We start from the raw sequence: 26,208 nt of genomic DNA on the forward strand, positions 1-26,208 counted from the left end.
GGAAGGGCCCGCGAGGCGATCGAATCGCCTCGCGGGCCCTTCCTCGTGCGACTGACGTCCGTCGCGACGTACGCCCTACTCGCTCTGGAGGATGGCGATGAGCCGCAGGAACTCCAGGTAGATCCAGACCAGCGTCAGGGTCAGGCCGAACGCGGCCATCCAGGACTCCTCGCGCGGCGCCCCGTACGCGATCCCGTCCTCGACCTGCTTGAAGTCGAGCGCGAGGAAGCAGGCGCCGAGCACGATGCCGATGACACCGAAGAGGATGCCCATGCCACCGCTGCGGAAGCCGAGCCCGTCGCCGCCGCCGAAGACGGCGAACAGCATGTTGACGCCCATGAGCAGGACGAAGCCGATGGCGGCGGCGATCACGAAGCGGTAGAACCGCTGGGTGACGCGGATGATCCGCGTCTTGTACATCACCAGGACCGCGGTGAACACGGCCATGGTGCCCAGGACGGCCTGCATGGCGGCGCCGTCGGCGATCTGGCTGTCGATGAAGTTGCTGATGGCACCGAGGAACAGGCCCTCGAACGCCGCGTAGGCCAGGATCAGCGCCGGGACGGCCGTGCGCTTGAAGGACTGCACGAGCGCCAGCACCATCGCCACGAGCGCCGCGCCGATGGCGAGGCCCAGCGGCAGGTCGGCGATCCAGGCGAGCGCCGCCATGACGACCACGGTGCCGACGGTCAGACCGGTGCGCGCGACGACGTCGTCCATCGTCATACGGCCGGCGTACGACGGAGCCACCGGCGGCGCACCCTGCGGGCCGGCCGCGGTCTGCGTCTGCTGTGCGTACGGATTGGTCGCGTAAGGGTTCGTCGCGTAAGGGGTCCCGGTCTGCGGCTGCTGTGTGCCGTTGAAACCGGCAGGGCCGTTGGCGCGGCTGAACCCCCGACGCGAGAAGACCGGGTTGCTGCTCCTCATCTCACTCCTCCATGACCGCACGGCGCGGCCTTGCCCTCCAGGGTAATGCTTGAGCAAAGCTCGCACGCTGGTGCCGCAGTAAGAACGTACGAGAAGCCCGCGATTGTTCCGGGCGCCGCCGACTCCCCCGCTCGCCCACCCCCTCCCGGCCCTCCGCCCGGAACGGACCCCGGGTGTCGAAGCGCGCTGATCGTGGCGTACAACGGGAAACCGGGAACAAGGCCCCTTTCCGGGCCGCTCCCGCACCCCGCGTCGGGGGTTGCCCGGCCGCAATCTGTGATCTGGCTCTCATCTCGGGCAACGACTCACCCTCACTCGTAAGAGTGAGCGTCTTTTGGCGTGGACTGACACTGCCCCTGCGACCCGAGACCGGAGAACCAGCCTCGTGGCCACTCTTCTGTACAAACTAGGCAGGCTCGCCTTCCGGCGCCGCCGCATCGTCGCCCTCCTGTGGGTGGCGCTGCTCGTGGCCGCGGGAGCGGGCGCTTCCACCGCATCCTCACCGCCCAGTGACGAGTTCGCGCTTCCTGGTACGGAGTCCCAGAAGGCGTTCGACATCATGGAGGACCGCTTCCCGGACGCCTCGGCGGACGGCGCCTCCGCCCGGATGGTCTTCAAGGCGCCGAACGGCGAGAAGATCACCGCCACCGACAACAAGGCCACCGTCCGGAAGGCCACCGAGGAGCTGAAGGGCGAGCAGACCGCCGCGGTCAGCGACCCGTTCCTCCCCGAGAGCGGCGCGGTCAGCCAGAAGGGCGACATCGCGTACGTCTCCGTCACCTACAAGGTGCCGGGGAACGACCTGGAGGACGCCACCCGCGAGGGCATCGAGGACGTCGCCCAGCAGGCGCGCGACGCGGGCCTCACCGTCGAGACCGGCGGCGACGCGCTGCTCGTCGAGCCCGAGATGGGCAGCGCCGAGATCTTCGGCATCGGCGTCGCGGCCGTCGTACTGATCCTCACGTTCGGTTCGCTGGTCGCCGCGGGGCTGCCGCTGATCACCGCGCTGATCGGCGTCGGCATCGGCATCTCCGGCATCGCGGCGCTCGGCGCCACGCTCGGTCTGTCCGCGAACACCTCGACGCTCGCCATGATGATCGGCCTCGCCGTCGGCATCGACTACGCCCTCTTCATCGCCTCCCGCTACCGCGCCGAGCTGACGGAGGGCCGGGACCACGAGGACGCCGCGGGGCGCGCGGTCGGTACGGCCGGTTCCGCCGTGGTCTTCGCCGGTCTGACGGTCGTCATCGCCCTCGCCGGGCTCGCGGTCGTCAACATCCCGATGCTGACCAAGATGGGCCTGGCCGCCGCGGCCACGGTCGTCATCGCCGTACTGGTCGCGATCACGCTGGTGCCCGCCGCGCTCGGCATGGTCGGCAAGCGCATCTTCGGCCGCAAGGTCCGCGCGGCCAACCCCGAGACGGGCGTGCCCACGCCCGCGCTGGACGAGAAGCCCAAGGCGGGTACGCGGTGGGCGCGGTTCGTGCTGCGCCGCCCCGTGCTGGTGCTGGTGACGGCCGTCATCGGGCTCGGCACGATCGCGCTGCCGGTGTCGAGCATGCAGCTCGGCCTGCCCGACGAGGGCAACCAGCCGACGGACACCACGCAGCGCAAGGCGTACGACATGCTGTCGGACGCCTTCGGCCCCGGCTTCAACGGCCCGCTGATGCTCGTCGTCGACACCCGTGGCAGCGACGACCCGAAGGCGGCGGCCAAGCAGGTCGAGAAGACCGTCAAGGGCGTGGACGGCGTCGTGAACGTCAGCCCCGCCACGTTCAACAAGGGCGGCGACACCGCCACCGTCACCGCCGTACCGGACGCCGGGCCGAGCGACGAGAAGACCGAGACGGTCGTCCGCGACATCCGCGACGCGACGGGCCCCATCGAACGGGAGACCGGCTCGGACGTGCTCGTCAGCGGTTCCACGGCCGTCGCGATCGACTTCTCGCAGGTGATGAACGACGCGCTGGTGCCGTACCTGTCGCTGGTCGTCGGTCTCGCCTTCGTCCTGCTGATGCTGGTCTTCCGCTCGATCCTGGTGCCGCTGAAGGCGGCGCTCGGCTTCCTGCTATCCGTGCTGGCCGCGCTCGGCGCGGTGGTCGCGGTCTTCCAGTGGGGCTGGCTGGCCGGGGTGATCGGCGTGGAGCAGACCGGGCCGATCATGAGCATGATGCCGATCTTCATGGTCGGCGTGATCTTCGGTCTGGCGATGGACTACGAGGTGTTCCTCGTGACGCGCATGCGGGAGGCGTACGTGCACGGGGAGAGCGCCGCCGAGGCCGTCACCTCCGGCTTCAAGCTGGGCGCGCGGGTGGTCAGCGCGGCGGGCGTCATCATGATCAGCGTCTTCGCGGGCTTCATCGGCGCCTCGGAGTCGATGATCAAGATGATGGGCTTCGGTCTGGCCATCGCGATCCTCTTCGACGCGTTCGTCGTGCGCATGGCGATCGTCCCGGCGGTCCTCGGACTGCTCGGCGACAAGGCGTGGTGGCTGCCGCGGTGGCTGGACAAGGCGCTGCCGAACGTCGACGTCGAGGGCGAGAAGCTGCACCAGCAGCTCGCCGCCCCCGGCGCGGACGGCGGCGTCCCGGGCCCGGACCCGGTCGTCCCCTCGCAGCAGCGCGAGGACACCCGGGTCTGACCGGGACGCGTACCCGACCGCCGTGGACACGGCGGCCCGTGGGAACGGAACCGCCCGCGCGCGAAGGCGCGGGCGGTTCCGCACGTCCGGCCCGTACGGGCGGGCGGACATCCCGGCCACGGCGGCGGGCGCGGGCTCAGTTCCGGACGTGGACGATGACGCGCGCCCCCTTGAGCGCGGTGCTCCCCTCCTCGTGGAAGTGGCGCCGCAGGGTGTCCCTCTTCGCCTCCTCCCGCGCGTCGACCGACGCGTCCGCGTCCGCCGCGCGGACCACGACGATCCGGTCGAAGTCCCGCATCCGGTCCGCGATCTCGGCGGCGGGCAGCTCCACGCCCGCGAGCGTGTCCGACGAGACGGCGTCCCGCGCCAGCGCGAGATCCGTCAGGGCACGGGTGTCCGCCGGATCGGCCGCCGTCAGGAGCCGGTGCCGCCCGGCGAGGAACAGCAGCCCGTCACCGGGACGCCCCGCCTCGCGTACGGCGGCCCCGACCGCGGTCACGTCGTCGCTGCGGCTCTCCGGGGTGCGCAGCGCCAGGCTCGGCGGTACGAGCGCGGCCAGTACGGCGACCGTCACGGCCCACGTGGCGCGGGAGGCGCGACGTGACCGGTGCGCGTGGTCGAGCAGCGCGCCGAGCAGCAGGGCGAGCCCGATGTCGCAGTACAGCACGTACCGGTCCACGAAGACCGGCCTGACCAGCGACGCGACCAGCAGCAGCAGGCCCGGGAGCACCAGGATCGGCACGGCCACGGCGGCCAGCCGTACGGGCCGCCGCCCTCCCGGGAGCACCAGGGCGCAGGCGACGCCGACGACCGCCGCCACCAGGAAGTGCTGCACCCGCACCGGCCCGTCGATCCAGGACAGTTGCTGCGACTGCCCCGCGCTCCGCAGCGCCAGCGGCAGCAGTCCGGCCACGACGCCCGCGGCGGCCGCGGCCCACGCCGTCAGCACCGGCCGCGGCACCCGGGAGACGAGCAGGGTGACGCCGTGCGCGGCCAGGGCCAGCACGGCGAACTCGTGCAGCAGGCAGGCCAGCAGCATCGTCGCCCCGTACCCCGCCCACCGCCACCGGCCGCGGCGCGGGACGTTCACCACCAGCGCGTACGTGGCCCAGGTGACCAGCGCGCACACCATGGCGTACGAGCGGCCCTCCTGCGCGTACTTCTGCACCTGCGGCAGCAGCGGGAACACCAGCCCGGCCAGCAGCCCCGCGCGGGGCCCCGCCAGCCGCAGCCCCAGCAGCGCCACCCCGGCCGCCGCGGCGGCCATGGCCAGTACGGACGGCAGCCGCAACGTCAGCAGCCCGGCGCCGAACACCTCGAACAGGACGTGCGTCAGCGCGTAGTGGAGGACGTGCACCAGGTCGGCGTGCTGGCCGGTGTCCCATATCTGCCCGAGGTCGCGGCGCGCGAGCTGGTACGTGACGGACTCGTCGCCCCACATGGTGTTCCGCCTGCGGATGCCCCAGAGCCCCAGCGCGACCGTCAGCAGCACGGGCGCGAGGACGACGACCGTACGGGCCGGTGACCGCCGCCAGGGTACGAGTACGGGTGCGGCCGGAGCGGACGCCGTCGTGAGCACGGCGGGAGCACGTTCGTCAACGGACATCGGTGGCAGGCCCTTTCAGCGGCGGCGTGGACACCGCCACCGTGCCCGGACCCCGTTGACCGGTCGCTGACCCGACCTGACCGAGCGGTCAGGAACCCCGCCCGGCCCTGTGCCAGGCTGCCCCTCATGCGCGTACTGGTCGTCGAGGACGAGGTGGACCTCGCCCACACCCTGCACACCGGGCTGACCGCCGAGGGCTACAGCGTCGACGTCGCCCACGACGGGCGGACCGGCCTGTGGATGGCCCGCACCGGCGAGTACGCCTTCGTCGTACTGGACCTGATGCTGCCCGGACTCAACGGCTACAAGGTCTGCGCCCAGCTGCGCCGCGAGGGCAACGCGACCCCCATCCTCGTGCTCACCGCCAAGGACGGGGACTGGGACCAGGCCGAGGCCCTCGACACCGGGGCCGACGACTACCTGGCCAAGCCCTTCTCCTACCTGGTGCTCGTCGCCCGGCTGCGCGCCCTGGCCCGGCGCGCCGCCACGGTCGCCCCGCCCGTCCTCGCCGTGGGCGACCTCTCGCTGGACGTGGCCGGGCGCACCTGCCACCGGGGCGGGGTACGGGTGCGGCTCACGCCCAGGGAGTTCGCCGTACTGGAAGTGCTGGCCCGCCGGGCGGGCCAGGCCGTCTCCAAGTCGGACCTGCTCTACCAGGCGTGGCCCGACGAGGCGTACGACCCGAACCTGGTGGAGGCGCGCGTCAGCGCCCTCCGCAAGAAGGTGGACTCCGCCTTCGACCGGCGGTCCCTGCAGACCGTACGGGGCACCGGCTACCGACTGGTGGACGACCGTGAACGCGACTGAGCCGCGCCGCCGCCTCCGCTGGGCGCCCCGTTCGGTACGGACCCGCGCGGCCCTCGCCGTCGCCGCGGTGGCCGCCGCCGTCCTGGCGGGCACCGGCTGGTGGGTGCACGGCGACGTCCACCGCCAGAACGCGAGGATCGCCGAGGAACAGGCCCGTAAGAACCTGTTCGCACTCACCGCCCAGGTCACCGCGGGCTCCGTACCCGACAAGCGGAACGCCGTGCCGTTCGAGGTCGTCGCCACCGGCCGCCGCACCCCGGTCGCCGTCGGCGGCGGCATGGAGGACTTCGGGCCGGGCGCCGAGCACGTGCTGCCCACCCCGCCCGCGCTCACCACCGCGCCCGACCCGCCGTACACCGACGACGGCTACGGCTACTCGACGCGCCCACTCCCCCTACCGGAGCGCCCCGGCTACGACGCGAACCACCGGTACCACCTGGCGGGCCGGACCTTCCCCGTCCTGTACGTCGACATCTGGGCCGCCCAACTGAGCGGCGACGAGGTCGAGGCACTGGGCGTCGACCCCGACGCGACCCTGCGGGTCTACGTGGTGTCGACCCCGGAGACGGCCGAGCGGATCACCGAGGCCACCGACCGGCGGCTGCTGCGCACCGGGATCGTCGGACTCGTACTGATCGCCGGCGCCGCGTACCTCACCGTCCGCCTCGCCCTGCGGCCCGTCGAGGCCATCCGCGTCCTCACCGCCTCGGTCAACCCGAACGACCCCCGCCAGCGCGTCACCGTCCCCGCCGCGGGACACGAGATCACCGCCCTGGCCACCACCCTCAACTCCACCCTCGAACGCCTCGACACCGCCGCCGCCGAGCAGCGCCGCTTCGTCGCGGACGCCGCCCACGAACTGCGCAGCCCCCTCACCACGTTGCTCGCCAGCCTGGAGGTGGCGCTCGCCTACCCGGAACGCACCGACTGGCCCGCCTCCGTCACCACCGCCGCCCGGCAGACCCGCCGCCTCCAAGCCCTCGCCGAGGACCTGCTCCTCCTCGCGCGCCTCGACACCCGTACCCCCGTGGCCGACCCGGGGACCGTCGACCTGGCGGGCCTCGCGTCCCGGCTGGTGGAGCAGTACCCCCTCGACGACCGGCCGTTGGCCCTCAGCCGCGACGGCGTCGCGCCCGCGTACGTCCACGGGGACCCCGGCGAGTACGAACGGCTGCTGCGCAACCTCGTCGACAACGCCGTACGCCACGCCGCCCACCGCGTCCAGCTCACCGTCCGGAACGAGGACGGCCAGGTCGTCGTCACCGTGCACGACGACGGGCCGGGCGTACCCGCCGTGGACGCCGAGCGCGTCTTCGAACGCTTCGTCCGCCTCGACGACGCCCGCTCCCGGGACCGGGGCGGCGCCGGTCTGGGCCTCGCCATCGCCCGCGACCTGGCACACCGTCACCGGGGCACCCTCACCCTCACTCCCCGGACCCTCGGCGCCTGCTTCGAACTGCGCCTCCCCGAGGCCCCCGCGCCCGCCGACGCACCGGTCCCCGCCGACGCGTGACGCGCGGCGCCGCCGCCACGGCGTGCTCCCACGGTGCTCCCAAAGCCTCCGGCGGTGCGTCGAGAATCGGACGTCCCGCAGGTCAGAGGGGGTAAGAGAGATGGTGCCCGGAGCCGGACTTGAACCGGCACGGCCCGAAGGCCAACGAGGTTTAAGCTCGTCGTGTCTGCATTCCACCATCCGGGCAGTGGCTCCTGGCAGACGCCTACACACCGGCACGGACCAGCGTCTGTGCGTCCGGGGCGCGGGAACGAGCCTATCCAGGTCTGCTCCCGAACAGCGGGTCGAGAGCCCGATGTTGTCTTATTTTATTGGCGCCTGACGGAGCATCAGCGTCGCCTCCCCTCTTCGGAGCCCTGCCGCCCCAGGGCATGCCGGTGGACGGGAATGACGTAAAGTCGCCGCCCCCTGTCACCCGTACGGGCCCACTTCCCCCACGACCTCCGTCCTACCTGGGTAGGACGGACTGCCCTTGGCATACCTCCCAGGGCTCGGCTGGAAACCGGTTCGCGGGGTGATACGACGGCCCCCGGGGCGGGAGACGATGGACCAGTCACAAAGTCACACCCCCCGTCCGACAGGAGCTACGTCGTGACCACCCCCATCCAGGCAGGCGCCTACGCCCCCGCCTCTCACGGCATCGCGGCGGCCCGCGCCACCGACCTGTCGAAGGTCTACGGAGAGGGCGAGACCAAGGTGGTCGCCCTGAACCAGGTCTCCGTCGAGTTCCGCCAGGCGGAGTTCACCGCGATCATGGGCCCCTCGGGCTCCGGCAAGTCGACCCTCATGCACTGCATGGCGGGGCTCGACTCGATCTCCAGCGGCAGCGCGCAGATCGGTGACACCGAGCTGACCTCGCTGAAGGACAAGAAGCTGACGCAGCTGCGCCGGGACCGCATCGGCTTCATCTTCCAGGCGTTCAACCTGCTGCCGACGCTGAACGGGCTGGAGAACATCACGCTGCCCATGGACATCGCCGGCCGCAAGCCCGACCAGCAGTGGCTGGACCGGGTCATCGAGACCGTCGGTCTCTCCGGCCGCCTCAAGCACCGCCCGAACCAGCTCTCCGGCGGCCAGCAGCAGCGCGTCGCCGTGGCCCGCGCCCTGGCCTCGCAGCCGGAGATCATCTTCGGCGACGAGCCGACCGGAAACCTGGACTCCCGTTCCGGCGCCGAGGTGCTGGGCTTCCTCCGCAACTCCGTACGCGAGCTGGGCCAGACGGTCGTCATGGTCACCCACGACCCGGTGGCCGCGGGCTACGCGGACCGCGTGGTCTTCCTCGCCGACGGCTCGATCGTCGACGACATGCCCAACCCCACCGCCGAGACCGTCCTCGACCGGATGAAGGCCTTCGACGCCAAGGGCCGCGTCAGCTGACGGCGTGGCGCGCCCGCCACGCGCCGCCGCTTCCCCCGCACCGACCGTTTCCCGCCTCGCGCCGTGCCGTGAGCGCGCTCCGCCACCGCCCCCGGCGTGAGCGGCGCACGCAGCCGCCCGCGGGTGGACTCTCCCCTCTGGACTGATCCATGCTACGAACCGCCTTGCGCAACGTACTTGCGCACAAGGGCCGGTTGATGATGACCGTCCTCGCCGTGATGCTCGGCGTGGCCTTCGTCGCCGGCACCCTGGTCTTCACCTCCACGATCCAAGAGGCCTACAACAAGAGCTCCGAGAAGGGCTTCGACCACGTCGACGTCGCGATCCAGCCCATCAAGCGGGACGCGGACGACGAGAAGCTGAAGCCCGTCGACAACCTCGACCAGCGGACCCTCGACAAGGCCGCCGCACTGCCCGGCACCAAGTCCGTGATCGGCATCGTCTCCGGGTTCACCGGCATCGCCGACAAGAAGGGCAGCCTCGTCGGTGACGGCTGGGGCACCACCGGCGCCAACTACTACGCGGGCCAGGACGGCAAGGGCACCGACCCCCGGTACCCGATGAAGCAGGGTCAGCCGCCGCGGAACGCGAACGAGATCGCGATCGACGCGAAGACCGCCGACCGCACCGGCTACAAGGTCGGGGACACCGTGCCCGTCTCGGTCGACGGCCCCGTACGCGAGCAGAAGGTCTCCGGCGTCTTCACCACCGACGACGGCAGCGTCCAGGCGGGCGGCTCGCTCGTGCTGTTCGACAACACCACCGCGCAGAAGCTGCTGGCCGACCCGGGCGAGTACACCGAGATCCAGCTGTCGGCCGCGGCCGGCACCTCGCAGGCGAAGCTCCAGTCCGAGGCGGAGAAGATCCTGCCGCCGGAGTCCAAGGCCGTCACCGGCCAGAAGCTCGCGGACGACCAGTCCAAGATGATCGAGGCGCAGACGTCCGGGATGCAGACGGCGATGCTGGCCTTCGCGGGCATCTCGCTGTTCGTCGGCATCTTCATCATCGCGAACACCTTCACCATGCTCGTCGCCCAGCGCACCAAGGAGCTGGCGCTGATGCGCGCGGTCGGGGCGACCCGCCGTCAGGTGACGCGTTCGGTCCTGATCGAGGCGTTCTCCGTGGGCTCCGTGGCCTCCGTCGCCGGTCTCGCCGCCGGTGTCGGCATCGCGGTCGGACTCCGTTCGCTGCTCGGCTCCGTCGGCGGCGGCGAGATGCCCGACGGTCCGCTGGTCGTCTCGCCCGGCACCGTCGTGACCACCCTCGTCGTGGGTGTCCTGGTGACGGTCCTCGCCGCCTGGCTGCCCGCGCGGCGCGCGGCGCGCATCCCCCCGGTGGCCGCCATGGGCAGCGTGCACGCCCCGGCCACTACCCGTTCGCTGGTGCTGCGCAACACCCTGGGCGCGATCCTCGCGGGCGGCGGCGCCGCCCTGGTGGTCGGTGCGATCTCCGGCGACGACAGCAAGATGATGGGCCTCGGCGCGGCTCTCCTGCTGATCGGTGTCTTCGTGCTGACGCCGCTGCTGTCCCGGCCGATGATCGCGGCGGCGGCTCCGGTGCTGAAGCTGTTCAAGGTCAGCGGCAAGCTGGCGCGGCTCAACGCGGTACGCACCCCGCGCCGTACGGCCGCCACCGCGTCCGCGCTGATGATCGGCCTCACCCTGATCACGGGCATGACGGTGATCGCCGGTGGCGTCCAGCACGCCATCGACAAGATGGCGACGGGCTCCATCAAGGCCGACTACGCGATCTCCATGGCGAACTTCTCGACGCTCTCGCCGGACGTGGAGAAGCGGCTCGACGCGATGGACGAGGTCGAGGTCAGCTCGCCGTTCCGGACGTCCCCGGCGCTGGTCGAGGGTGACAAGGAGACGCTGACCGGCGTCAACGGCTCCACCATCTCCGAGCTGACCAGCCTGGAGTTCACCGAGGGCTCCTGGAAGGGCGTCTCCGAGGGGAACAAGGCCATCGTCGACACCGACATGGCCGACAAGCACGGCTGGAAGGTCGGCTCCAAGGTCGACGTGGCCTACGAGGACGGCAAGAGGGGCGCCCTCACGGTCACCGGTGTCTACGAGGGCAACCAGCTCATCAAGGGCATCCAGATGGACACCAAGACCCTCGACCCGCACATGTCGAAGGTCGCGGACCTCCAGATCATGGTGAAGACCACCGACGGCGCCAGCGACGCCATGAAGCAGACGCTGGAGAAGGGCCTCGGCAACAACCCGGTCGTCACCGTGCAGGACAAGCAGGACATCTCCGACGGCATCGCGCAGGTGATCAGCATCCTGCTGAACATCCTGTACGGGCTGCTGGCCATGGCCGTGATCGTCGCCGTCCTGGGTGTGGTCAACACCCTGGCCATGTCCGTCTTCGAACGCAGCCAGGAGATCGGCATGCTCCGCGCCATCGGCCTGGACCGGCCCGGCATCAAGCGGATGGTCCGGCTGGAGTCGCTGGTCATCTCGCTCTTCGGCGGTGTGCTAGGGATCGGACTGGGCGTGTTCTTCGGCTGGTCGGCGGGCGAGCTGATCGCCGGCGCGGGCCTGGACACGTACGAGCTGGTCCTGCCGTGGGGCCGTCTGGCGCTGTTCCTGGCGCTCGCGGCGCTGGTGGGCGTGCTGGCCGCGCTCTGGCCGGCCCGCCGCGCGGCGAAGATGGACATGCTGGCCGCGATCAAGGCCGAGTGACCGCCACGGCCCGCTGATCCAAGAGACGACGAGGCCCCGCTCCCTTCCCGGGGGGCGGGGCCTCGTCGCGTACGGCCCGCGCGTCACGCGGCGCCGTGCCACTCCCGCGCGTGCAGCGGCAGGCCGGAGGTGCCCGCCACGGGCGTACGGACGGCCAGCACCTGGTTGACGCCGATCTTGTTGCGCTCGAAGGCGAGCGCGGAGGCGGCCATGTAGAGCCGCCACACGCGGGCGCGGCCGGGCGAGGTGAGGCGGACGGCGTCGCGCCAGCCCGCCTCCAGGTTCGCCACCCAGCGGCGCAGCGTGAGGGCGTAGTGCTCGCGCAGCGACTCCAGGTCGCGGACCTCGAACCCGGCCTCCTCGAGGAGGGTGACGGTGCGTCCGGCGGGGGCGAGTTCGCCGTCGGGGAAGACGTACGCGTCGATGAAGGCGTCGACCTCGTACGCGCCCTCGTCGTACGCGGGGCGGCGCGCGATCTGGTGGTTGAGCAGCCGCCCGCCGGGGCGGAGCAGCGCGTACAGGCTCTCGGCGTACTCCCGGTAGCGGGTGGCGCCGACGTGTTCGGCCATGCCGACCGACGCGATGGCGTCGTACGGGCCGTCGGCCACCTCGCGGTAGTCCTGGACGCGGATCTCGACGCGGTCGGTCAGGCCCTCCTCCGCGACGCGCTTGCGGGCGTACGCCGCCTGCTCCCGGGAGAGCGTCACACCGACGGCGCGCACGCCGTACTCGCGCGCCGCGTGGAGCACCAACGAACCCCAGCCGCAGCCGACGTCGAGCAGCCGCTGGTCGGGGGCGAGCGCCAACTTGCGGCAGATCAGGTCCAGTTTGGCCGTCTGGGCGGCCGCCAGGTCGTCGGGGGCGAGGTCCTCGTGCCAGTAGGCGCAGGAGTAGACCATGGTGGGGCCGAGGACGAGGGAGTAGAAGTCGTTGCCGACGTCGTAGTGGTGGCCGATGGCGCGGCGGTCGCGGAGCAGGGAGTGGCGGAGGCCGCCGCGGTGGCGGATCTCCTCGCGGGGTGGCGGCGGGGGTGGCCAGGGCCCGGCGAGGGCGATGAGTTCGCGGGCGGCGGACCGTACGCCGGGGTCGCGGGCGAGGGCGACGGCGCCGCGTCCGGGAGCGGGGGCGCGTCCGGGGGCGGGGGCGCGTCCGGGGGCGGGGGTCGTACGGTCCGGGGTGGCGCGTTCGAGGGTGGGGCGGGTGGGGGCGGTGACGTCCCGGGACCAGAGCCCGGAGAGGCGGGCGAGCACTTCGTACAGGTCGCCCTCGACGTCGAGTTCGCCCGCCACCCAGGCGCGGGCCAGGCCGAGTTCGCCCGGCCGCCACAGGACGCGGCGCAGTGCGCGCCGGTCGCGTACGACGACGGCGGGCGCGCCCGGCGGGCCCGCCTCACTCCCGTCCCAGGCCCGGATACGTACGGGGAGCGGCGCGTCGAGCGCCCGCTCAGCGAGGGCGTGGAGCCGCTGTGCGGCACCGGACATGTCCTGACACCTCCGTCATGAGGGGTTGACACACGTATACAGCGCGCTGCGACGTTGTACCTGTAGACAACACCGAAATGGCCCGCATGCTTCCCGGCGCGCGCCCCGTCGGCCCGTACGGGCGGGGTCGCGCGGGCATGCGAAAGGGGCGCGAGCAGGTGTGCTCGCGCCCCTCGGAGGCGGTGACCGGCGCGTACGCCGGGTGTCGCCGGTGTCGCGGAGGTCCCGGGCGGTCAGCCCGCGTTGGCCTTCGCGCCCCGGTCGGCGGCGGACTCGGCCTGCGGCGCGTCGTCCAACCGGCCGACGCCCACGGGCCGCTGCGTCGCCGTGGCGCGCGACCGCGGCGCGGCGGCCTCCTGGAACTCCTCGCGCGGGGTCTCCATCGCGCCGAGCGAGACGACCTCGCGCTTGAGGAACATGCCGAGGGTCCAGTCGGCCAGTACGCGGACCTTGCGGTTCCAGGTCGGTACGGCCATGCCGTGGTAGCCGCGGTGCATGTACCAGGCGAGCCGGCCCCTGACCCTGATCCGCATCTTCCCGGCGACGATCATCGCGACGCCCTTGTGCAGACCGAGCCCGGCGACGGCGCCCTTGTTGGCGTGCTTGTAGTCGCCCTGCGGGAAGCCGCGGAGGGCCGAGATGACGTTGTCACCGAGGACCTTGGCCTGGCGGAGCGCGTGCTGCGCGTTCGGCGGGCACCACTGGCCCTCACCGGCGGCCAGGTCGGGTATCTGCGCGTTGTCGCCCGCGGCCCAGATGTAGTCGGTGCCCTTGACCTGGAGACTGGCGGCCGTGTCGACGTGGCCGCGGGGGCCGAGCGGCAGACCGAAGGAGGCGAGCGCCGGGTTGGGCTTCACGCCCGCGGTCCACACGATGGTGTCGGAGTCCGCCTCGAAGCCGTTCGAGAGGATGACCCGGCCGTTCTCGCAGGACTTCATGGAGGTGCCGAGGTAGACCTCGACGCCGCGGTTCTGGAGGTGCTCGCGGCCCCACTCGCCGAGCTTCGGGCCGACCTCGGGGAGGATCTTGTCCGCGACGTCGACGAGCACGAAGCGCATGTCCTCGCGGCGCACGTTCGGGTAGTACTTCGCCGCGTCGCGCGCCATGTCCTCGATCTCACCGACGGTCTCCGCACCGGCGAAGCCGCCGCCGACGAAGACGAAGGTGAGGGCCCGGCGGCGGATCTCGTCGTCCGTCGTCGAGTCGGCCTTGTCGAGCTGTTCGAGCACGTGGTTGCGGAGGCCGATGGCCTCCTCGACGCCCTTCATGCCGATGCCGTTCTCGGCCAGGCCGGGGATCGGGAAGGTGCGGGAGACCGCGCCGAGCGCGATGACGAGGTAGTCGAAGGGCAGCTCGTACGCCTCACCGACGAGCGGCGCGACGGTGGCGACGCGGCGGTCCTGGTCGATGGTGGTGACCCGGCCGGTCAGCACCTCGGCCTTGGGCAGCACGCGCCGCAGGGGCACCACGACGTGGCGCGGTGAGATGGAACCGGCCGCGGCTTCGGGGAGGAAGGGCTGGTACGTCATGTACGAACGCGGGTCGACGACGGTGACCGTCGCCTCGGCGTAGCGCATCTTCTTCAGGATGCGGCGCGCCGCGTACAGGCCGACGTACCCGCCACCCACAACGAGGATTCGAGGACGCTCCGTGGTGCTCATGCCATCGAGTATCCAGCACCTGGGGAGGGGTAGCTCGTGAGGGGGTTCACAAGCTCGTCGGCACTTCTGCTATAGTCCCCCGCCACCCACTCTGTCCACCCCTTGGACACTCCCCCGGCACCCGCCCCGTACCCCCCTCGCACCCCTCGTGAGCTGCGCTTACGGGTGTCCACGGCGGGGCGTCGACACGGTCGCGGCGGTCACCGGAAAGGGCGGCGGCGATCACGCCGGGCGAGGGGCCCGTACGGGACGGCCGCTTATCCCCCGCTTACGTGCCCACAAGGGGCCTGACTGGGCACTTTTTCTTGTGAAGGACTTCACAAACTTTCCCGGGGTCTCGCCACCCGGACCCCCGGCCCCGACACGGGGCACTCCGGCTCCTACCCCCCGGCGCGGGCCGTGTGGAGCGCGATGCCGTCCAGGATGTCGTGCTCGCTGGCGATCAGCTCGGCGGCGCCCGCGCGTTCCATCACCGCCAGCAGGATCTGCGCGCCCGCGGTGATCACGTCGACCCGGCCCGGGTGCATGACCGGGATCGCCGCGCGTTCGGCGTGCGTCGAGCGCAGCAGGCGGTCCGCGATGGCGGCCACCTCGTCGACGCCGACGGCCGTGTGGTGGATGGCCGCCGAGTCGTACGCGTCGAGGCCCAGCGCGATGCCCGTGACCGTGGCCACCGTGCCCGCGAGGCCGACGAGCGTACGGGCCTCCCCCAGCGGCACCGTCTCGGCCGCCTCGTCGAGGGCGGCGGCGATGTCCGCGCGGAGGGCGGCGGCCTGTGCGTCCGTCACCGGGTCGGAGAGAGCGTGGCGTTCGGTGAGGCGTACGCAGCCGATGTCCACGGAACGGGCCGCGCTCACCCGCTCCGTGCCCACCACGCACTCGGTCGAGCCGCCGCCGATGTCCACGACCAGGTACGGACCGGGGTGCGTGGCGCCGGACAGCGCGTGGGTGGCGCCCGTGAAGGAGAACTCCGCCTCGCGGTCGCCCGTGACGACCTCCGGCTCGACGCCGAGGATGTCCAGGACGCCGCGCGTGAACTCGTCCCTGTTGGACGCGTCGCGCGTGGCCGAGGTGGCGACGAACCGGACGCGTTCCGCGCCGAGTTCGCGGACGGCCTCGGCGTAGCCGCGGCAGGCGGCGAAGGTGCGTTCCAGCGCCTCGGGCGCGAGGCGGCCCGTACGGTCGACGCCCTGGCCGAGCCGGACGATCTCCATCCGGCGATCCAGCTCGGTGAGTTCGCCGGTGACCGGGTCGGCGTCGGCGACGAGCAGGCGTACGGAGTTGGTGCCGCAGTCGACGGCGGCAACGCGGGTCACCGCCCGGCCCCCTCGGCGCCGGTCGCCGTACGGGCCGCGTCGGCCGTACCCGCCGCGCACTCCGTACGGGCCACGCACGGGCCCTTGCGCCACCACTCCGGCAGCATCGCGAGCGCCTCGTCGCCCAGCGGGTTGACGCCCGGCCCGGCGGCCAGCGAGTGCGCCACGAGGACGTGCAGGCACTTCACCCGGTCCGGCATGCCGCCCGCGCTGGGGAAGCCGGGGAGCACGGCGATGGCGTCGCGGCGCGCGACGTAGTCCTCGTGGGCGGCGCGGTAGGCGGCGGCCAGTTCGGGGTCCTCCGCGAGGCGGGCGGTCATCTCCCGCATCACGCCGTCGGCTTCGAGGGTGCCGATGGCGGAGGCCGCGCGCGGGCACGTCAGGTAGTACGTGGTGGGGAACGGTGTGCCGTCCTCCAGCCGTGGCGCCGTCTCCACGACGTCCGGCTCACCGCAGGGGCAGCGGTGCGCGATGGCCCGGAGGCCGCGCGGCGGGCGGCCGAGCTGCTCCCGGAAGGCCGCGACGTCCGCCTCGGTGGGCGGTGCGGACTCGGTCTGGGGTGGCGGGGTGTCCATCGCTGGCGCTTCTCCGTCGGTTCGGCACGGCGGGCTTCCGTACGGGCGGGCCTCGCGGCGCGGGCGGCGGCGACGCGCCTCGCCGTACGTACCGGAGAGCTTACGGTGCCCGCGCCGTGCCCGGCCCGGCCGGTCCGGCGGGCGTCGCCGCACCGTCGGCCACCGTCGACCCGTGTCGATTCGTGCCGACCCGTGTCGGCCGGGCCGTCAGCGCCCGTCGGGCTGGTCGGCGCGGTCGACGCCGTCCCACAGGTTGTCGTACCAGGGGCGGTCGGCGGCGCCGCGGTCGCGCGGGGGCTCGGTGTCGCCGGTGCCGTCGCGCATGACGTAGCCGGTCTCGCCGGGGCGGAGGAAGTGGAGGTGGTGGCGGGCCTGCTGCTCGACGAAGGCGGGGTCCTGCCAACGGGCCTTCTGCTCGCGCAGTTCACGGACCCGCTCGCGGGCCTGCTCGGCCTGGCGGCGCTGGTCCTCGATGTCGGAGCGCTGCGAGATGTACTGCCGCGTCGGGTAGGCCAGCGCCACGACCATCGAGCACACCACGAGCCCCAGCAGCGCGGCGCGGCCGGTGAGGCGGCTGCGGCGCGGGGTGCGTACGCGGCGGCTCTGCGCGCGGTAGACGCGTTCGGCGGCCTGCGAGCCGAGGGCCCTGAGCCTCGTCGCGGTCGAGAACCGGTCCGCGGGCACGTGTCTCCCCTGTCGTCTGTCGTCCGGTGCCGCGTGCGTACGTGGGTACGTGCGTACGTGTACGCACGCGTCCCCGCCACCGTACGGGAACGGGGGCGGGGACGCGGGCAGACGGGGCGCGGGCGGCGGCGGTGGGGCCGAACGGCCCGCGCGGACTCAGCCCTTGAAGCGGGGGAACGCGGAACGACCGGCGTAGACCGCCGCGTCGTCCAGGATCTCCTCGATGCGCAGCAGCTGGTTGTACTTGGCGACGCGCTCGGAACGGGCCGGGGCACCCGCCTTGATCTGGCCGCAGTTGGTGGCGACGGCCAGGTCCGCGATGGTGACGTCCTCGGTCTCGCCGGAACGGTGCGACATCATGCACTTGAAGCCGCTGCGCTGCGCCAGCTCGACGGCGTCGAGGGTCTCGGTCAGCGAGCCGATCTGGTTGACCTTGACCAGCAGGGCGTTGGCGGCCTTCTCGTCGATGCCGCGCGAGAGGCGCTCGGGGTTGGTGACGAACAGGTCGTCGCCCACGAGCTGCACCTTGTCACCGAGCTTCGCGGTGAGCCCGGACCAGCCGGCCCAGTCGTCCTCGAACAGCGGGTCCTCGATGGAGACCAGCGGGTACGCGTCGACCAGTTCCGCGTAGTACGCCGTCATGTCGTCGGCGGTGCGCTCCTTGCCCTCGAAGACGTAGACGCCGTCCTTGTAGAACTCGGAGGCGGCGACGTCCAGCGCCAGCGCGATGTCCTGGCCCGCGGTGTAGCCCGCCTTCTCGATGGCCACCAGGATCAGGTCCAGCGCGTCGCGGTTGGAGCCCAGGTCGGGGGCGAAGCCGCCCTCGTCGCCGAGGCCGGTGGCGAGGCCGCGCTCCTTCAGCACGCCCTTGAGCGCGTGGTAGACCTCGGCGCCCCAGCGGACGGCCTCGGAGAACGACTCGGCGCCGATCGGCGCGATCATGAACTCCTGGATGTCCACGTTGGAGTCGGCGTGCGAGCCGCCGTTCAGGATGTTCATCATCGGAACGGGCAGCTGGTGCGCGTTCGGGCCGCCGAGGTAGCGGAAGAGGGGGAGGTCGGACGCCTCGGAGGCGGCGTGCGCGACGGCGAGGGAGACGCCGAGGATGGCGTTCGCGCCGAGGGAGGACTTGTCGGCGGTGGCGTCCAGGTCGAACATCGCCTGGTCGATGAGGCGCTGCTCGGTCGCGTCGTAGCCGACCAGCTCCGGGCCGATCTGCTCGATGACGGCAAGGACGGCCTTCTCGACGCCCTTGCCGCCGTAACGGCCGGTGTCGCCGTCGCGCAGTTCGAGCGCCTCGAAGGCGCCGGTGGAGGCTCCGGACGGAACGGCAGCACGGCCGGTGCTGCCGTCGTCGAGGCCGACCTCGACCTCGACCGTGGGGTTGCCTCGCGAGTCGAGGATCTCGCGGGCTACGACGACGTCGATGGACGGCACGAAGGTCTCCTTCTGGTGGGTCTGCCTGTGTCCCCGCAGCCTAACCGGCTCCCGCTGCGAAGCGTTTGTTCCGCTGGTAAAGAAAACCCGCTGTTACGGATCTGAGGCGTAACCCGGCGTTCTCCTCACCTCCGGTCGGCCGTCCGTTCACCCACGGTCCCCACCCCGTGCACGCCGACTCCCGTACGCGGCACGGGGCGCGCGTACGGGAGCGGCGGCGGTGCGAGGGGGCGTGGTGACGGAACGGGGGTGGGCGCGCCGGTGGTGGTCAGAAGTGGAGGCGCTGGCCCGGCAGGATCAGGTCGGGGTCGGTGCCGACGGTGCCGCGGTTGGCCTCGTAGAGCGCGGTCCAGCCGCCCTCCACGTCCAGCTCCTCCGCGATCCGGGACAGCGAGTCGCCGCGCTCCACCCGGTAACCGCCGTCCTCGCGGCCGTCCTTGCCGCCGCGCGACGGGTGGCCCGACTCGCGGCCGTCGCGGCCCTCGCGCTCGTCGGGCTCGCCCCGGTGGCGGCCGGTGCCCTCGCCGGGCAGCCGCTCGCCCGAACCGTCGGAGCCCTCCGGGCCGTCGGGGTGGCCCGGGTAGCCGGTCGTCGGGGAGTCGTCCGGCCGCTGCGGCTCGGAGGTGCCGGGCGACGGCAGCGTGGGCGACTCGTCGCCCGGGTCGCCCCCGCCGTCGGTGCCGCCGGGGTCGGTCGGGCTGGGCGTCGGGGTCGGCTCGGAGGGGTCGTCCGGGGCGGGCGTCGTCGGCTCGGTGTCGGGCTTCTCCGGGGCGTCGGGCGCGTCGGGCGCGTCGGGCGCGTCCGGCGTCTCCGGGGCGTCGGGCGTCTCGGGAGCCTCCGGGGACTCCGGGGCGTCGGGGGACTCGGGGGTGTCCGGGGAGGGCGTCGGCCCGGAGGACGCGTCGTCCGACGGGTCCGGCTCGGGCTCCGGTGACTCCGTGGAGCCGTCCGTCAGACCGCCCTCCTCGGCGCAACTCGGCCACGCCATGGGCCCCTTGTCCGCGAGGATCCGCTCCGCGACGGTGATCTGCTGGCCGCGGCTCGCGAGGTCGGGGCGCTCGGCGTAGTCCGTACCGCCGTACTCCTCCCACATGCCCTGCGTCAGCTGGAGGCCGCCGTAGTAGCCGTTGTCGGCGTTGGCGCTCCAGAGGCCGCCGCTCTCGCACTCCGCGACGCGGTCCCAGGTGGCGCCGTCGGCGGCCTGCGCGCCGCCCGCTCCCAGCAGCGGGATGGCGATGCTCGCGCCGGTCACTCCCGCCGCGACGAAGAACGCCGGTGCCTGACGGGGACGTCGGTGACGGCCGTTACCGGAGCGCATGCGGTGCCTCTCAGTCGAGCAGATCGCGAACGTACTCACGCGACCGGCTGGCGCCGGCCGGATCGGCGACGCCCGTGTGCGCGCACGCCTGGATCGGTGGTCGAACGTAGCGTCGAGTCCCACCCGTCACAAGTGAATGTCGCGTGGATCACGTGAAGGTCACGGGCAAAGTGCGCAATCCCCGCATGATCAGGCCACCCCGCCATCGCAACTCCTCGGGCTCCACGGCGAGTTGCAGATCCGGCAGCCGACGGAGCAGCGTGGCCAGCGCGATCCGCCCCTCGAGTCGGGCCAACGGGGCGCCCAGACAGTAGTGGATGCCGTGCCCGTAACCGAGGTGCTGGTTGTCGCGCCGCTCCAGGTCCAGCACGTCCGGCCGGGCGAACTTGGCCGGATCGCGGTCCGCCGACGCCAGCACCACCAGTACGGGCTCCCCCGCCGCGATCCGCCGCCCGCCCAACTCCAGCGGCTCCGTGGCGAACCGCCAGGTGGCCAGCTCCACCGGCCCGTCGTAGCGCAGCAGTTCCTCCACCGCGGCGGCGACGAAGGCGGCGTCGCCACGGTCGACGGCGTCGTGCAGGAGGGCGCGTTGCGCGGGGTGGCGCAGCAGCGCGTACGTGCCGTTGCCGATGAGGTTGACGGTCGTCTCGAAACCGGCGAAGAGGAGGATGAACGCCATCGCGGCCGCCTCGTTCTCCGTCAGGTGCTCGCCGTGGTCCGAGGCGCGGATCAGGTCGGAGATCAGGTCGTCGCCGGGGTCGAGGCGTTTGCGGTGGATGAGTTCGGCGAGGTAGCCGCGCATCTTCTTCACCGCGCGGCCCACCCCGCCGCGCGGGCCGCCGCCGTGCCGGATCATCATCCCGGCCCAGTCGCGGAAGTCGTCCTGGTCCTCGGCCGGGACGCCGAGCATGTCGCAGATCGCGTGGATGGGGAGCGGGAACGCGAACTCGTGGATGAGGTCCGCCTCGTGCCGTACGGGTACGGGCCCGCCGGGCGGTACGGGCTCGCCCTCGGCCCGTGCGGTGTCGCGGCGCGCGACGATCCCGTCGACCAGCCGGTCGGCCAACTCCCGTACGCGCGGCTCGAACTCCGCCACCCGGCGCGGCGTGAACGCCTTCGCCACCAGGCGGCGCAGCCGCGTGTGGTCCGGCGGGTCGATGTTGAGCAGGTGCGTCATCAGGTTCGCGCCGCGCTCGCCCGGGATGCCGACCCGGCCCCGGCCGTGCGCGGCGCGTTCGCTGTGGCGCCCCGGGTCCTTGCTCAGCCGCGGCTCGGCGAGCGCCTGCCGGGCGTCGGCGTAGCGGGTGACGAGCCACGCCTCGACACCGCTGGGCAGTTGGGTCCGGTGCACGGGCGCGTGCTCGCGCAGCCAGGCGTACACCGGGTACGGGTCGGCCGCGGACTCCCAGCCGAACAGGTCGGGCATCGGCGGCGGTTGCCCCGTGGCGGGAGCGGGGGCGGGGGTGTCGTCGTGCACGTCCCCGACCGTACCGGCGCGCGCCCCTGCCCGTACGGGCGCGGGCGGCGTACGGACATCGCCTAGGCCGCCGACGCGCCGCCCGTACCGGCGCCGTCCAGCCGGTCGAGCCAGCCGGTGACGAGGAGGTACTGGCCCAGCACGTAGCCCGTCATGATCAGCACCTCCTGGGAGGGCAGCTCGTACCCCGCCGCCTGGAGCCCGATCAGCAGGTCGGAGGCGAGGAACGCGCCCGCGCCCGCCGCCACCCGGCCGCCCACGGCGAACGCGGCGGCGCCCATGGCGGCGAGCGCCAGGCTGTAACCGGCGACGGGCAGCCGCAGTGGCGGGTCCAGGGTCGGGCCCAGCGCGGCGTTGGCGGCGGCCCAGGCGGTGAGGCAGCCGAGCGCGCCCCAGGCGCCCGTACGGGCACGGGCGGCGCCGCCGTACGGGCGCGACCCGGACCCGGCGGAGGGTACGGGTCCGGTGCGCGGCAGTCCGGCGAGGCCCGCCGTGTAGCAGACCTGGGTGCCGAGGAAGGCGGCCATGCCGAGCAGGAACGCGGGCTCGTGGTCGTCGAGGAGCAGCGCCGTGTCCCCCGCCGCCGCGAACGCCAGCCCGGCCGTCAGCCGCTTCGGCACCGGCGCGCTCGCGTCGGCGCGGCGCCGCAGCACGTGCGCCGCGAGCGCGGGCATCAGCAGCGGCTTGGCCGCGCGCCCGGCCCCGCGCGGGGCGCGCGCCGTGGCGAGCACGTCGACGGCGGCGAGCGCGCCGTACGCCGCGAGCGCCCCGCGCCCGTGCCCGTCGGGGCGGGTGAGCCGGGACGCCGCGGTCCTCAGCAGGGAGCGCGCGCCGCGCCCGGTGATCGTCGCCATGCCGGGCAGCATGGCCAGCGGCGCGGCCCGGGTCAAGGGGCCCGTGGGCGGGACGCGGCGGTGGGGCCGTACGGTGCCGCGGCGGGGCCGTACGGCTCAGCCGAGGACGTCGCCCAGCTCCCGCAGGTTCTCTGCCGTCGTCCGCCACAGTGCGCGCTGGCGCCCGTGCACGTCGGCGACGGCGGCGTCGTGGTCGTCCAGGAAGGCGGTGGCGCGTTCGGTGAGGACCGCGCCCAACTCCCGGTCGTGCACGGACACTCCCCACTCGGGGCGGCCTACGTCCTCGAGGAAGTAGGCCAGTTTGGGGTGCGAGACGAGGCTGATCGACGGGGTGCCCGAACCGAACGCGATCATCGTGGCGTGCCCGCGCATCCCGATGACCAGGCGGGTACGGGCGTAGTGGTCGCGGATGGCGTCGTTGCCGAAGTCGTGGAGCGGGTCGACCGGGAGGGTCAGCCCGTGCTCGCGCCGCAGGTCGTGCACGAAGCGCTCGTCGGCGGGCAGGTGCGCGGCGTAGCGCACCTCCACCCGGCCGCGCAGCGCGCGGACGGCGGCGGCCATCTGGGCCAGGAAGTGCCCGTAGTCGTGGCCGAAGCGGAGGCCCGCCCGGTCGTACGCGCAGTTCACCAGGGCCGTCTCGGCCCGCTCGGCGGGGTCGGTCCAGCCGGGCACCAGATGGCGGGTGACGGTGGTCGGGCAGGGCTGCCAGCGCACGCGGTCGCGCAACGAGGCGGGCAGCAGGTCCCGTACGCGCTCCACCGAGCCGTGGTTGCGCAACCCGAAGAACGCAGACCGCTCGACCAGCGTGCGCAGGCTCTCGACGAAGCGGCCGCGGCCGTACTCCTGGCCGTCGAAGGCGTTGTAGCCGACGGCGAAGACGGCGAGCGGGACGGTGACGCGGCGGACGGCGTCGTCGGGGGCGTTCCACTGCCAGGCGCTGTTGCCGTTGGGCCAGGTGTCCGGGAGGAAGAGGCCGCCGCCGCCGACGACCAGGGCACGGCGGGCGTTCACCTGCTCCAGGGCGCGTTCGTCGAAGAGGCGGTGGACGGGGACGGACAGCCAGCGGTCGGGGCCGGTGTCGCTGTCGAGGCACATGCGGACGGCCTCGGGGAGCACCTTGTCGCCCGCGTTCTCCTTGCCGGTGGAGAAGAGGGCGACGTGCGCGAACTGCTCGGCGGGCGGCACCTGTCGGCGTTCCCGCGTCGGTACGGGGGCGGGTACCGGTACGGGCGCGGGCCGGTCGGACGCCCCGTCGCCGGGCGTGCCGCGGGGCGCGGGCGGCGGGCCGTACAGGGTGCGGCAGCCACGGTCCGTCGGGTCGGAGTCGAGGCCCTCGCGGGCGTACCCGCGCGCCGCCTCGTCGTCCCCGCGCAGCCAGGCCATCCGCGCCAACCGCGCGAACGCGCGCGGCGCGAGGTGCGGTGCCGCCGTCGCCAGCAGCAGGTGCGCCTCGGCCTCGTCGTAGCGGGACACGGCCATCAGCGCGGTGCCCGCCGTCTCGTGGAAGCGCGGCTGGTCGGGCTGTGCGCGTTCCAGCACGGGGGCGAGCACCTCGACGGCCTGCTCGTAGCGGCCCCGTTCCAGGTGGACGGCGGCGAGTTCGCGGGCCATGTTCACCGACGGCGGGGAGCCGGTGGCGAGCAGCGGGGCGGCGCAGTGCGCGAACAGGTCCGGGTGGCGGGGGCCGGGGAGGGCACAGAAGGCGCGGCGGAACGCGTCGTCGGCCATGTCGTAACGGCGCCAGGCGCGTTCGGCCGGGCCGTGGCCGGGGAGACCGCCGTCCCAGGGGCGGTGCGCCCCCTCGCCGAAGTCGAGGACCACGACGTGGTCGGGCACGGGGGCGTCGTCGTAGAGGCGGGCGGCCAGGAAGTCGTAGCGGGCGTCGAGGTGGACCAGGGGGCCGGGGCGGGCGGGGACCTCTCCGCGGACGCGGGGCCCGCCGGGTGTCCGCGCGGCGGCGGACGCCTCCCCCGTGGCGGGGGGCGGGTCGGCGGCGTCGCGCTGGAGGACGTACAGGCCGTCGTCGCGTACGGCGCGGGCGCGCGTGCCGTCGTCGCCCTCGGCGAGCGCGTACGGCTGGGGCACGGCGGCGATGCCGTGGCGCAGGCGCAGCAGGTCGCTGAGGTCGCCGAGGACGACCATGCCGGTGGTGAACGCGACCACCGTGTCGTACCCGGCGCCGCCGACGGGCCCGCCGTCCGTGCCGGTGGCCGTACCGCCCGTGCCGCCGCCCGTGCCGTCGGCCGCCGCTCCGGGCCAGGGCGGGGTGAGCAGTTCGCGGCGGGAGGCGGCGCGGCGCGGTACGACGCGGGGGTGCAGGCGGCGGGCGGCGTCGAGGGCGCGCTCCGGGAGCCCGTCGTGCAGCACGAGGAAGTCCTCGCACAGCCCCGGGTTGGTGAGCGCGAGGCTGCGCAGCAGCGCGAGCAGGCCCGGCACCCGGTCCTCGTGCGCGACGTGGCAGGCGAAGGCGATCCGGCGCTTGCCGGTGCCGCCCCGGACGCGCGTGGTGGCGGCGTCGGTGACCTCGGTGGCCCCGGCGGCCGAGGCGGCCCCGGTGGCGTCGGTGGCCGTCATCGCAGCGACATCCGTATCTCCCCGCTGCCCTTCGCGTGTGCCGCGACCCATTCCCGCTCCTCCTCGCGCAGCTGCCCCGGCAGCTCGTAGCCGAACAGGTCGACGGCGCGGCTCACGTCCAGGAAGTCCAGCAGCCGCAGCACGGTGAACGCCGTGGACGGCCGCGCGCACCAGCCGTCCTCCCCGAGCAGCGCCGGGTCGGCCAGCGGCCTGCGCAGCGCCACGTCGCCCGCGAACCGCTGCGCGCCGGGCACCAGTTCGCGTACGGCCCGCTGCCAGTCGTCGCCCGACTCCGCGAAGACGATCCGCGCCTCCACCGGGTCGTGCCAGCGCGCGTGCCGCAGCCGTTCGCGCGGCGCCGCCGGGTCGGGCGTGACGGCGTGCAGGTCGGTACGGGTGCCGCCGCCGGGCGTCCCCGCGCGGTATCCGTCGCACCGGACCACCAGGTCGTAACCGTCGATCTCCGCGCCCCGTTCCGCCGGACCCTCCGCCGACGCGGCGGAGTCGGCGACCAGGCACACGCGGCGGCCCGCGACGAGACCGCGCAGCTCCCCGATGCCGAGCGGCGCGCAGTCGCCCAGCAACGGGTCGGTGACGCGGGGCTGTTCGAGCAGGCGGCAGTACGTGGCGTAGAGCGCCGCCAGCCGCCGTACGTCCCCGTCGCCCGCGCCGCGCTCCCGCATCCGGGCGGCCACGTGGGCGGTGAACGCGCGGCGCGTGTCCGCGTCGGGCAGCTCGTCGCGTACGGCCGCGGTGAAGGCGCGGGCGTGCGGGCAGCCGTCGGGGCCGTCGCCGGAGGACGCGGACGCGGTGTCCGGGCATAGGGCGGCGGCGCGTGCCAGGCAGTCGCGCTTCTCCTTCAACGTGGCGAGGTGCAGGGCGACTTCGTACGCCGCCGGGCCGCCCTCCGACAGGTCGAGGTAGCGCCCGTACGCCTCGGCCGCCTCCGCCGGGCGCCCCAGCGCCTCCAGCGCGCGGGCGCGCAACCGCCACGCGCCCTTGGACCTGCGGCGGGACTCCACCGCGGCGTCGGCCAGTTCGAGGGCGAGCGCCGCCTCCCGGGCGTGGCTCGCGCCGGGCCCGCCCGCGCCCGCCGGTACGGCGTCCAGCGCGGCGCCGCCCGCGTGCAGCAGGGAGTCGAAGTCGCGGGCGCCGAGCAGCGCGCCGAGGGACGCGGCGAGCCGCAGCCGACCCGCGTCGGGGGTGCCGTCGAGCGCCGCCAGATAGGCCACGCCGGTGTCCGCACACGCGGTCACGGGGTCGCGTG

The 26,208-nt window shown here is 73.5% G+C and carries 18 protein-coding genes and 1 tRNA gene; 5 read left to right on the forward strand and 14 right to left on the reverse strand.

Annotation, left to right across the window (positions count from 1 at the left end):
- Nucleotides 1-75: 75 nt before the first annotated feature.
- Nucleotides 76-927 carry a Bax inhibitor-1/YccA family protein gene (locus D7M15_RS10450; RefSeq protein WP_121517258.1) on the reverse strand — a complete coding sequence of 284 codons (852 nt, stop codon included), beginning with the start codon at nucleotides 925-927 and terminating at the stop codon, nucleotides 76-78.
- Nucleotides 928-1,312: 385 nt separating this feature from the next.
- Here D7M15_RS10450 and D7M15_RS10455 point away from each other — a divergent pair, with 385 nt between their 5' ends.
- The gene (locus tag D7M15_RS10455; RefSeq protein ID WP_121517259.1) at nucleotides 1,313-3,568 is read left to right on the forward strand and encodes an MMPL family transporter; all 2,256 of its coding nucleotides are present in this window, start codon (nucleotides 1,313-1,315) and stop codon (nucleotides 3,566-3,568) included.
- Nucleotides 3,569-3,704: 136 nt separating this feature from the next.
- Here D7M15_RS10455 and D7M15_RS10460 read toward each other — a convergent pair whose 3' ends face one another.
- Nucleotides 3,705-5,174, reverse strand: a complete 1,470-nt coding sequence (locus tag D7M15_RS10460; RefSeq protein WP_121517260.1) for a glycosyltransferase family 39 protein — start codon at nucleotides 5,172-5,174, stop codon at nucleotides 3,705-3,707.
- Nucleotides 5,175-5,300: 126 nt separating this feature from the next.
- Here D7M15_RS10460 and D7M15_RS10465 point away from each other — a divergent pair, with 126 nt between their 5' ends.
- The gene (locus D7M15_RS10465) at nucleotides 5,301-5,981 is read left to right on the forward strand and encodes a response regulator transcription factor (protein ID WP_121517261.1); all 681 of its coding nucleotides are present in this window, start codon (nucleotides 5,301-5,303) and stop codon (nucleotides 5,979-5,981) included.
- Nucleotides 5,968-7,494, forward strand: a complete 1,527-nt coding sequence (locus D7M15_RS10470) for a HAMP domain-containing sensor histidine kinase (RefSeq protein ID WP_121517262.1) — start codon at nucleotides 5,968-5,970, stop codon at nucleotides 7,492-7,494. The genes D7M15_RS10465 and D7M15_RS10470 overlap by 14 nt, the downstream gene beginning before the upstream one ends.
- Nucleotides 7,495-7,595: 101 nt before the next feature.
- On the opposite strand, the gene D7M15_RS10475 is transcribed toward D7M15_RS10470, so the two are convergent.
- Nucleotides 7,596-7,680, reverse strand: a tRNA-Leu gene (locus D7M15_RS10475).
- A 405-nt stretch (nucleotides 7,681-8,085) separates the two neighbouring features.
- Here D7M15_RS10475 and D7M15_RS10480 point away from each other — a divergent pair.
- Nucleotides 8,086-8,871, forward strand: coding sequence for an ABC transporter ATP-binding protein (locus tag D7M15_RS10480; RefSeq protein ID WP_240649224.1), 786 nt, complete (start codon nucleotides 8,086-8,088; stop codon nucleotides 8,869-8,871).
- 149 nt (nucleotides 8,872-9,020) lie between these two features.
- A complete protein-coding gene (locus tag D7M15_RS10485) occupies nucleotides 9,021-11,564 on the forward strand; it encodes an ABC transporter permease (RefSeq protein ID WP_121517263.1) in 2,544 nt (847 codons plus the stop codon).
- 83 nt (nucleotides 11,565-11,647) lie between these two features.
- Here D7M15_RS10485 and D7M15_RS10490 read toward each other — a convergent pair whose 3' ends face one another.
- The 11 genes from D7M15_RS10490 to D7M15_RS10540 all read right to left on the reverse strand — a co-directional run bounded on the left by D7M15_RS10490 (nucleotide 11,648) and on the right by D7M15_RS10540 (nucleotide 26,197).
- Nucleotides 11,648-13,045 carry a cyclopropane-fatty-acyl-phospholipid synthase family protein gene (locus tag D7M15_RS10490; RefSeq protein ID WP_121517264.1) on the reverse strand — a complete coding sequence of 466 codons (1,398 nt, stop codon included), beginning with the start codon at nucleotides 13,043-13,045 and terminating at the stop codon, nucleotides 11,648-11,650.
- 233 nt (nucleotides 13,046-13,278) lie between these two features.
- Nucleotides 13,279-14,706 (reverse strand): NAD(P)/FAD-dependent oxidoreductase, encoded by a 1,428-nt coding sequence (locus tag D7M15_RS10495; protein ID WP_121517265.1) that lies wholly within the window; start codon nucleotides 14,704-14,706, stop codon nucleotides 13,279-13,281.
- A 380-nt stretch (nucleotides 14,707-15,086) separates the two neighbouring features.
- On the reverse strand, nucleotides 15,087-16,022 hold the full coding sequence (locus D7M15_RS10500) for a Ppx/GppA phosphatase family protein (protein ID WP_121520554.1): 936 nt from the start codon (nucleotides 16,020-16,022) through the stop codon (nucleotides 15,087-15,089).
- The gene (locus tag D7M15_RS10505) at nucleotides 16,019-16,597 is read right to left on the reverse strand and encodes a DUF501 domain-containing protein (RefSeq protein ID WP_121517266.1); all 579 of its coding nucleotides are present in this window, start codon (nucleotides 16,595-16,597) and stop codon (nucleotides 16,019-16,021) included. Before D7M15_RS10505 ends, D7M15_RS10500 begins: the two co-directional genes overlap by 4 nt.
- Nucleotides 16,598-16,804: 207 nt before the next feature.
- The gene (locus tag D7M15_RS10510) at nucleotides 16,805-17,281 is read right to left on the reverse strand and encodes a septum formation initiator family protein (protein WP_121517267.1); all 477 of its coding nucleotides are present in this window, start codon (nucleotides 17,279-17,281) and stop codon (nucleotides 16,805-16,807) included.
- Nucleotides 17,282-17,437: 156 nt separating this feature from the next.
- Nucleotides 17,438-18,718, reverse strand: coding sequence for a phosphopyruvate hydratase (eno, locus tag D7M15_RS10515; protein ID WP_121517268.1), 1,281 nt, complete (start codon nucleotides 18,716-18,718; stop codon nucleotides 17,438-17,440).
- Nucleotides 18,719-18,986: 268 nt separating this feature from the next.
- Nucleotides 18,987-19,970, reverse strand: a complete 984-nt coding sequence (locus D7M15_RS10520; RefSeq protein ID WP_346428793.1) for a transglycosylase family protein — start codon at nucleotides 19,968-19,970, stop codon at nucleotides 18,987-18,989.
- Nucleotides 19,971-20,184: 214 nt separating this feature from the next.
- Nucleotides 20,185-21,462, reverse strand: a complete 1,278-nt coding sequence (locus D7M15_RS10525; RefSeq protein ID WP_121520555.1) for a cytochrome P450 — start codon at nucleotides 21,460-21,462, stop codon at nucleotides 20,185-20,187.
- Between the two features lie 113 nt (nucleotides 21,463-21,575).
- Nucleotides 21,576-22,367, reverse strand: a complete 792-nt coding sequence (locus tag D7M15_RS10530; protein ID WP_121520557.1) for a lysoplasmalogenase family protein — start codon at nucleotides 22,365-22,367, stop codon at nucleotides 21,576-21,578.
- Nucleotides 22,368-22,463: 96 nt separating this feature from the next.
- A complete protein-coding gene (locus D7M15_RS10535; protein ID WP_121517270.1) occupies nucleotides 22,464-24,941 on the reverse strand; it encodes a polysaccharide pyruvyl transferase family protein in 2,478 nt (825 codons plus the stop codon).
- Entirely contained in the window at nucleotides 24,938-26,197 is a 1,260-nt protein-coding gene (locus D7M15_RS10540) for a hypothetical protein (RefSeq protein ID WP_121517271.1), read from the reverse strand. The genes D7M15_RS10535 and D7M15_RS10540 overlap by 4 nt, the downstream gene beginning before the upstream one ends.
- Nucleotides 26,198-26,208: the final 11 nt, after the last annotated feature.

Source organism: Streptomyces sp. Z26 (assembly GCF_003665095.1).
GTDB lineage: Bacteria > Actinomycetota > Actinomycetes > Streptomycetales > Streptomycetaceae > Streptomyces > Streptomyces phytohabitans.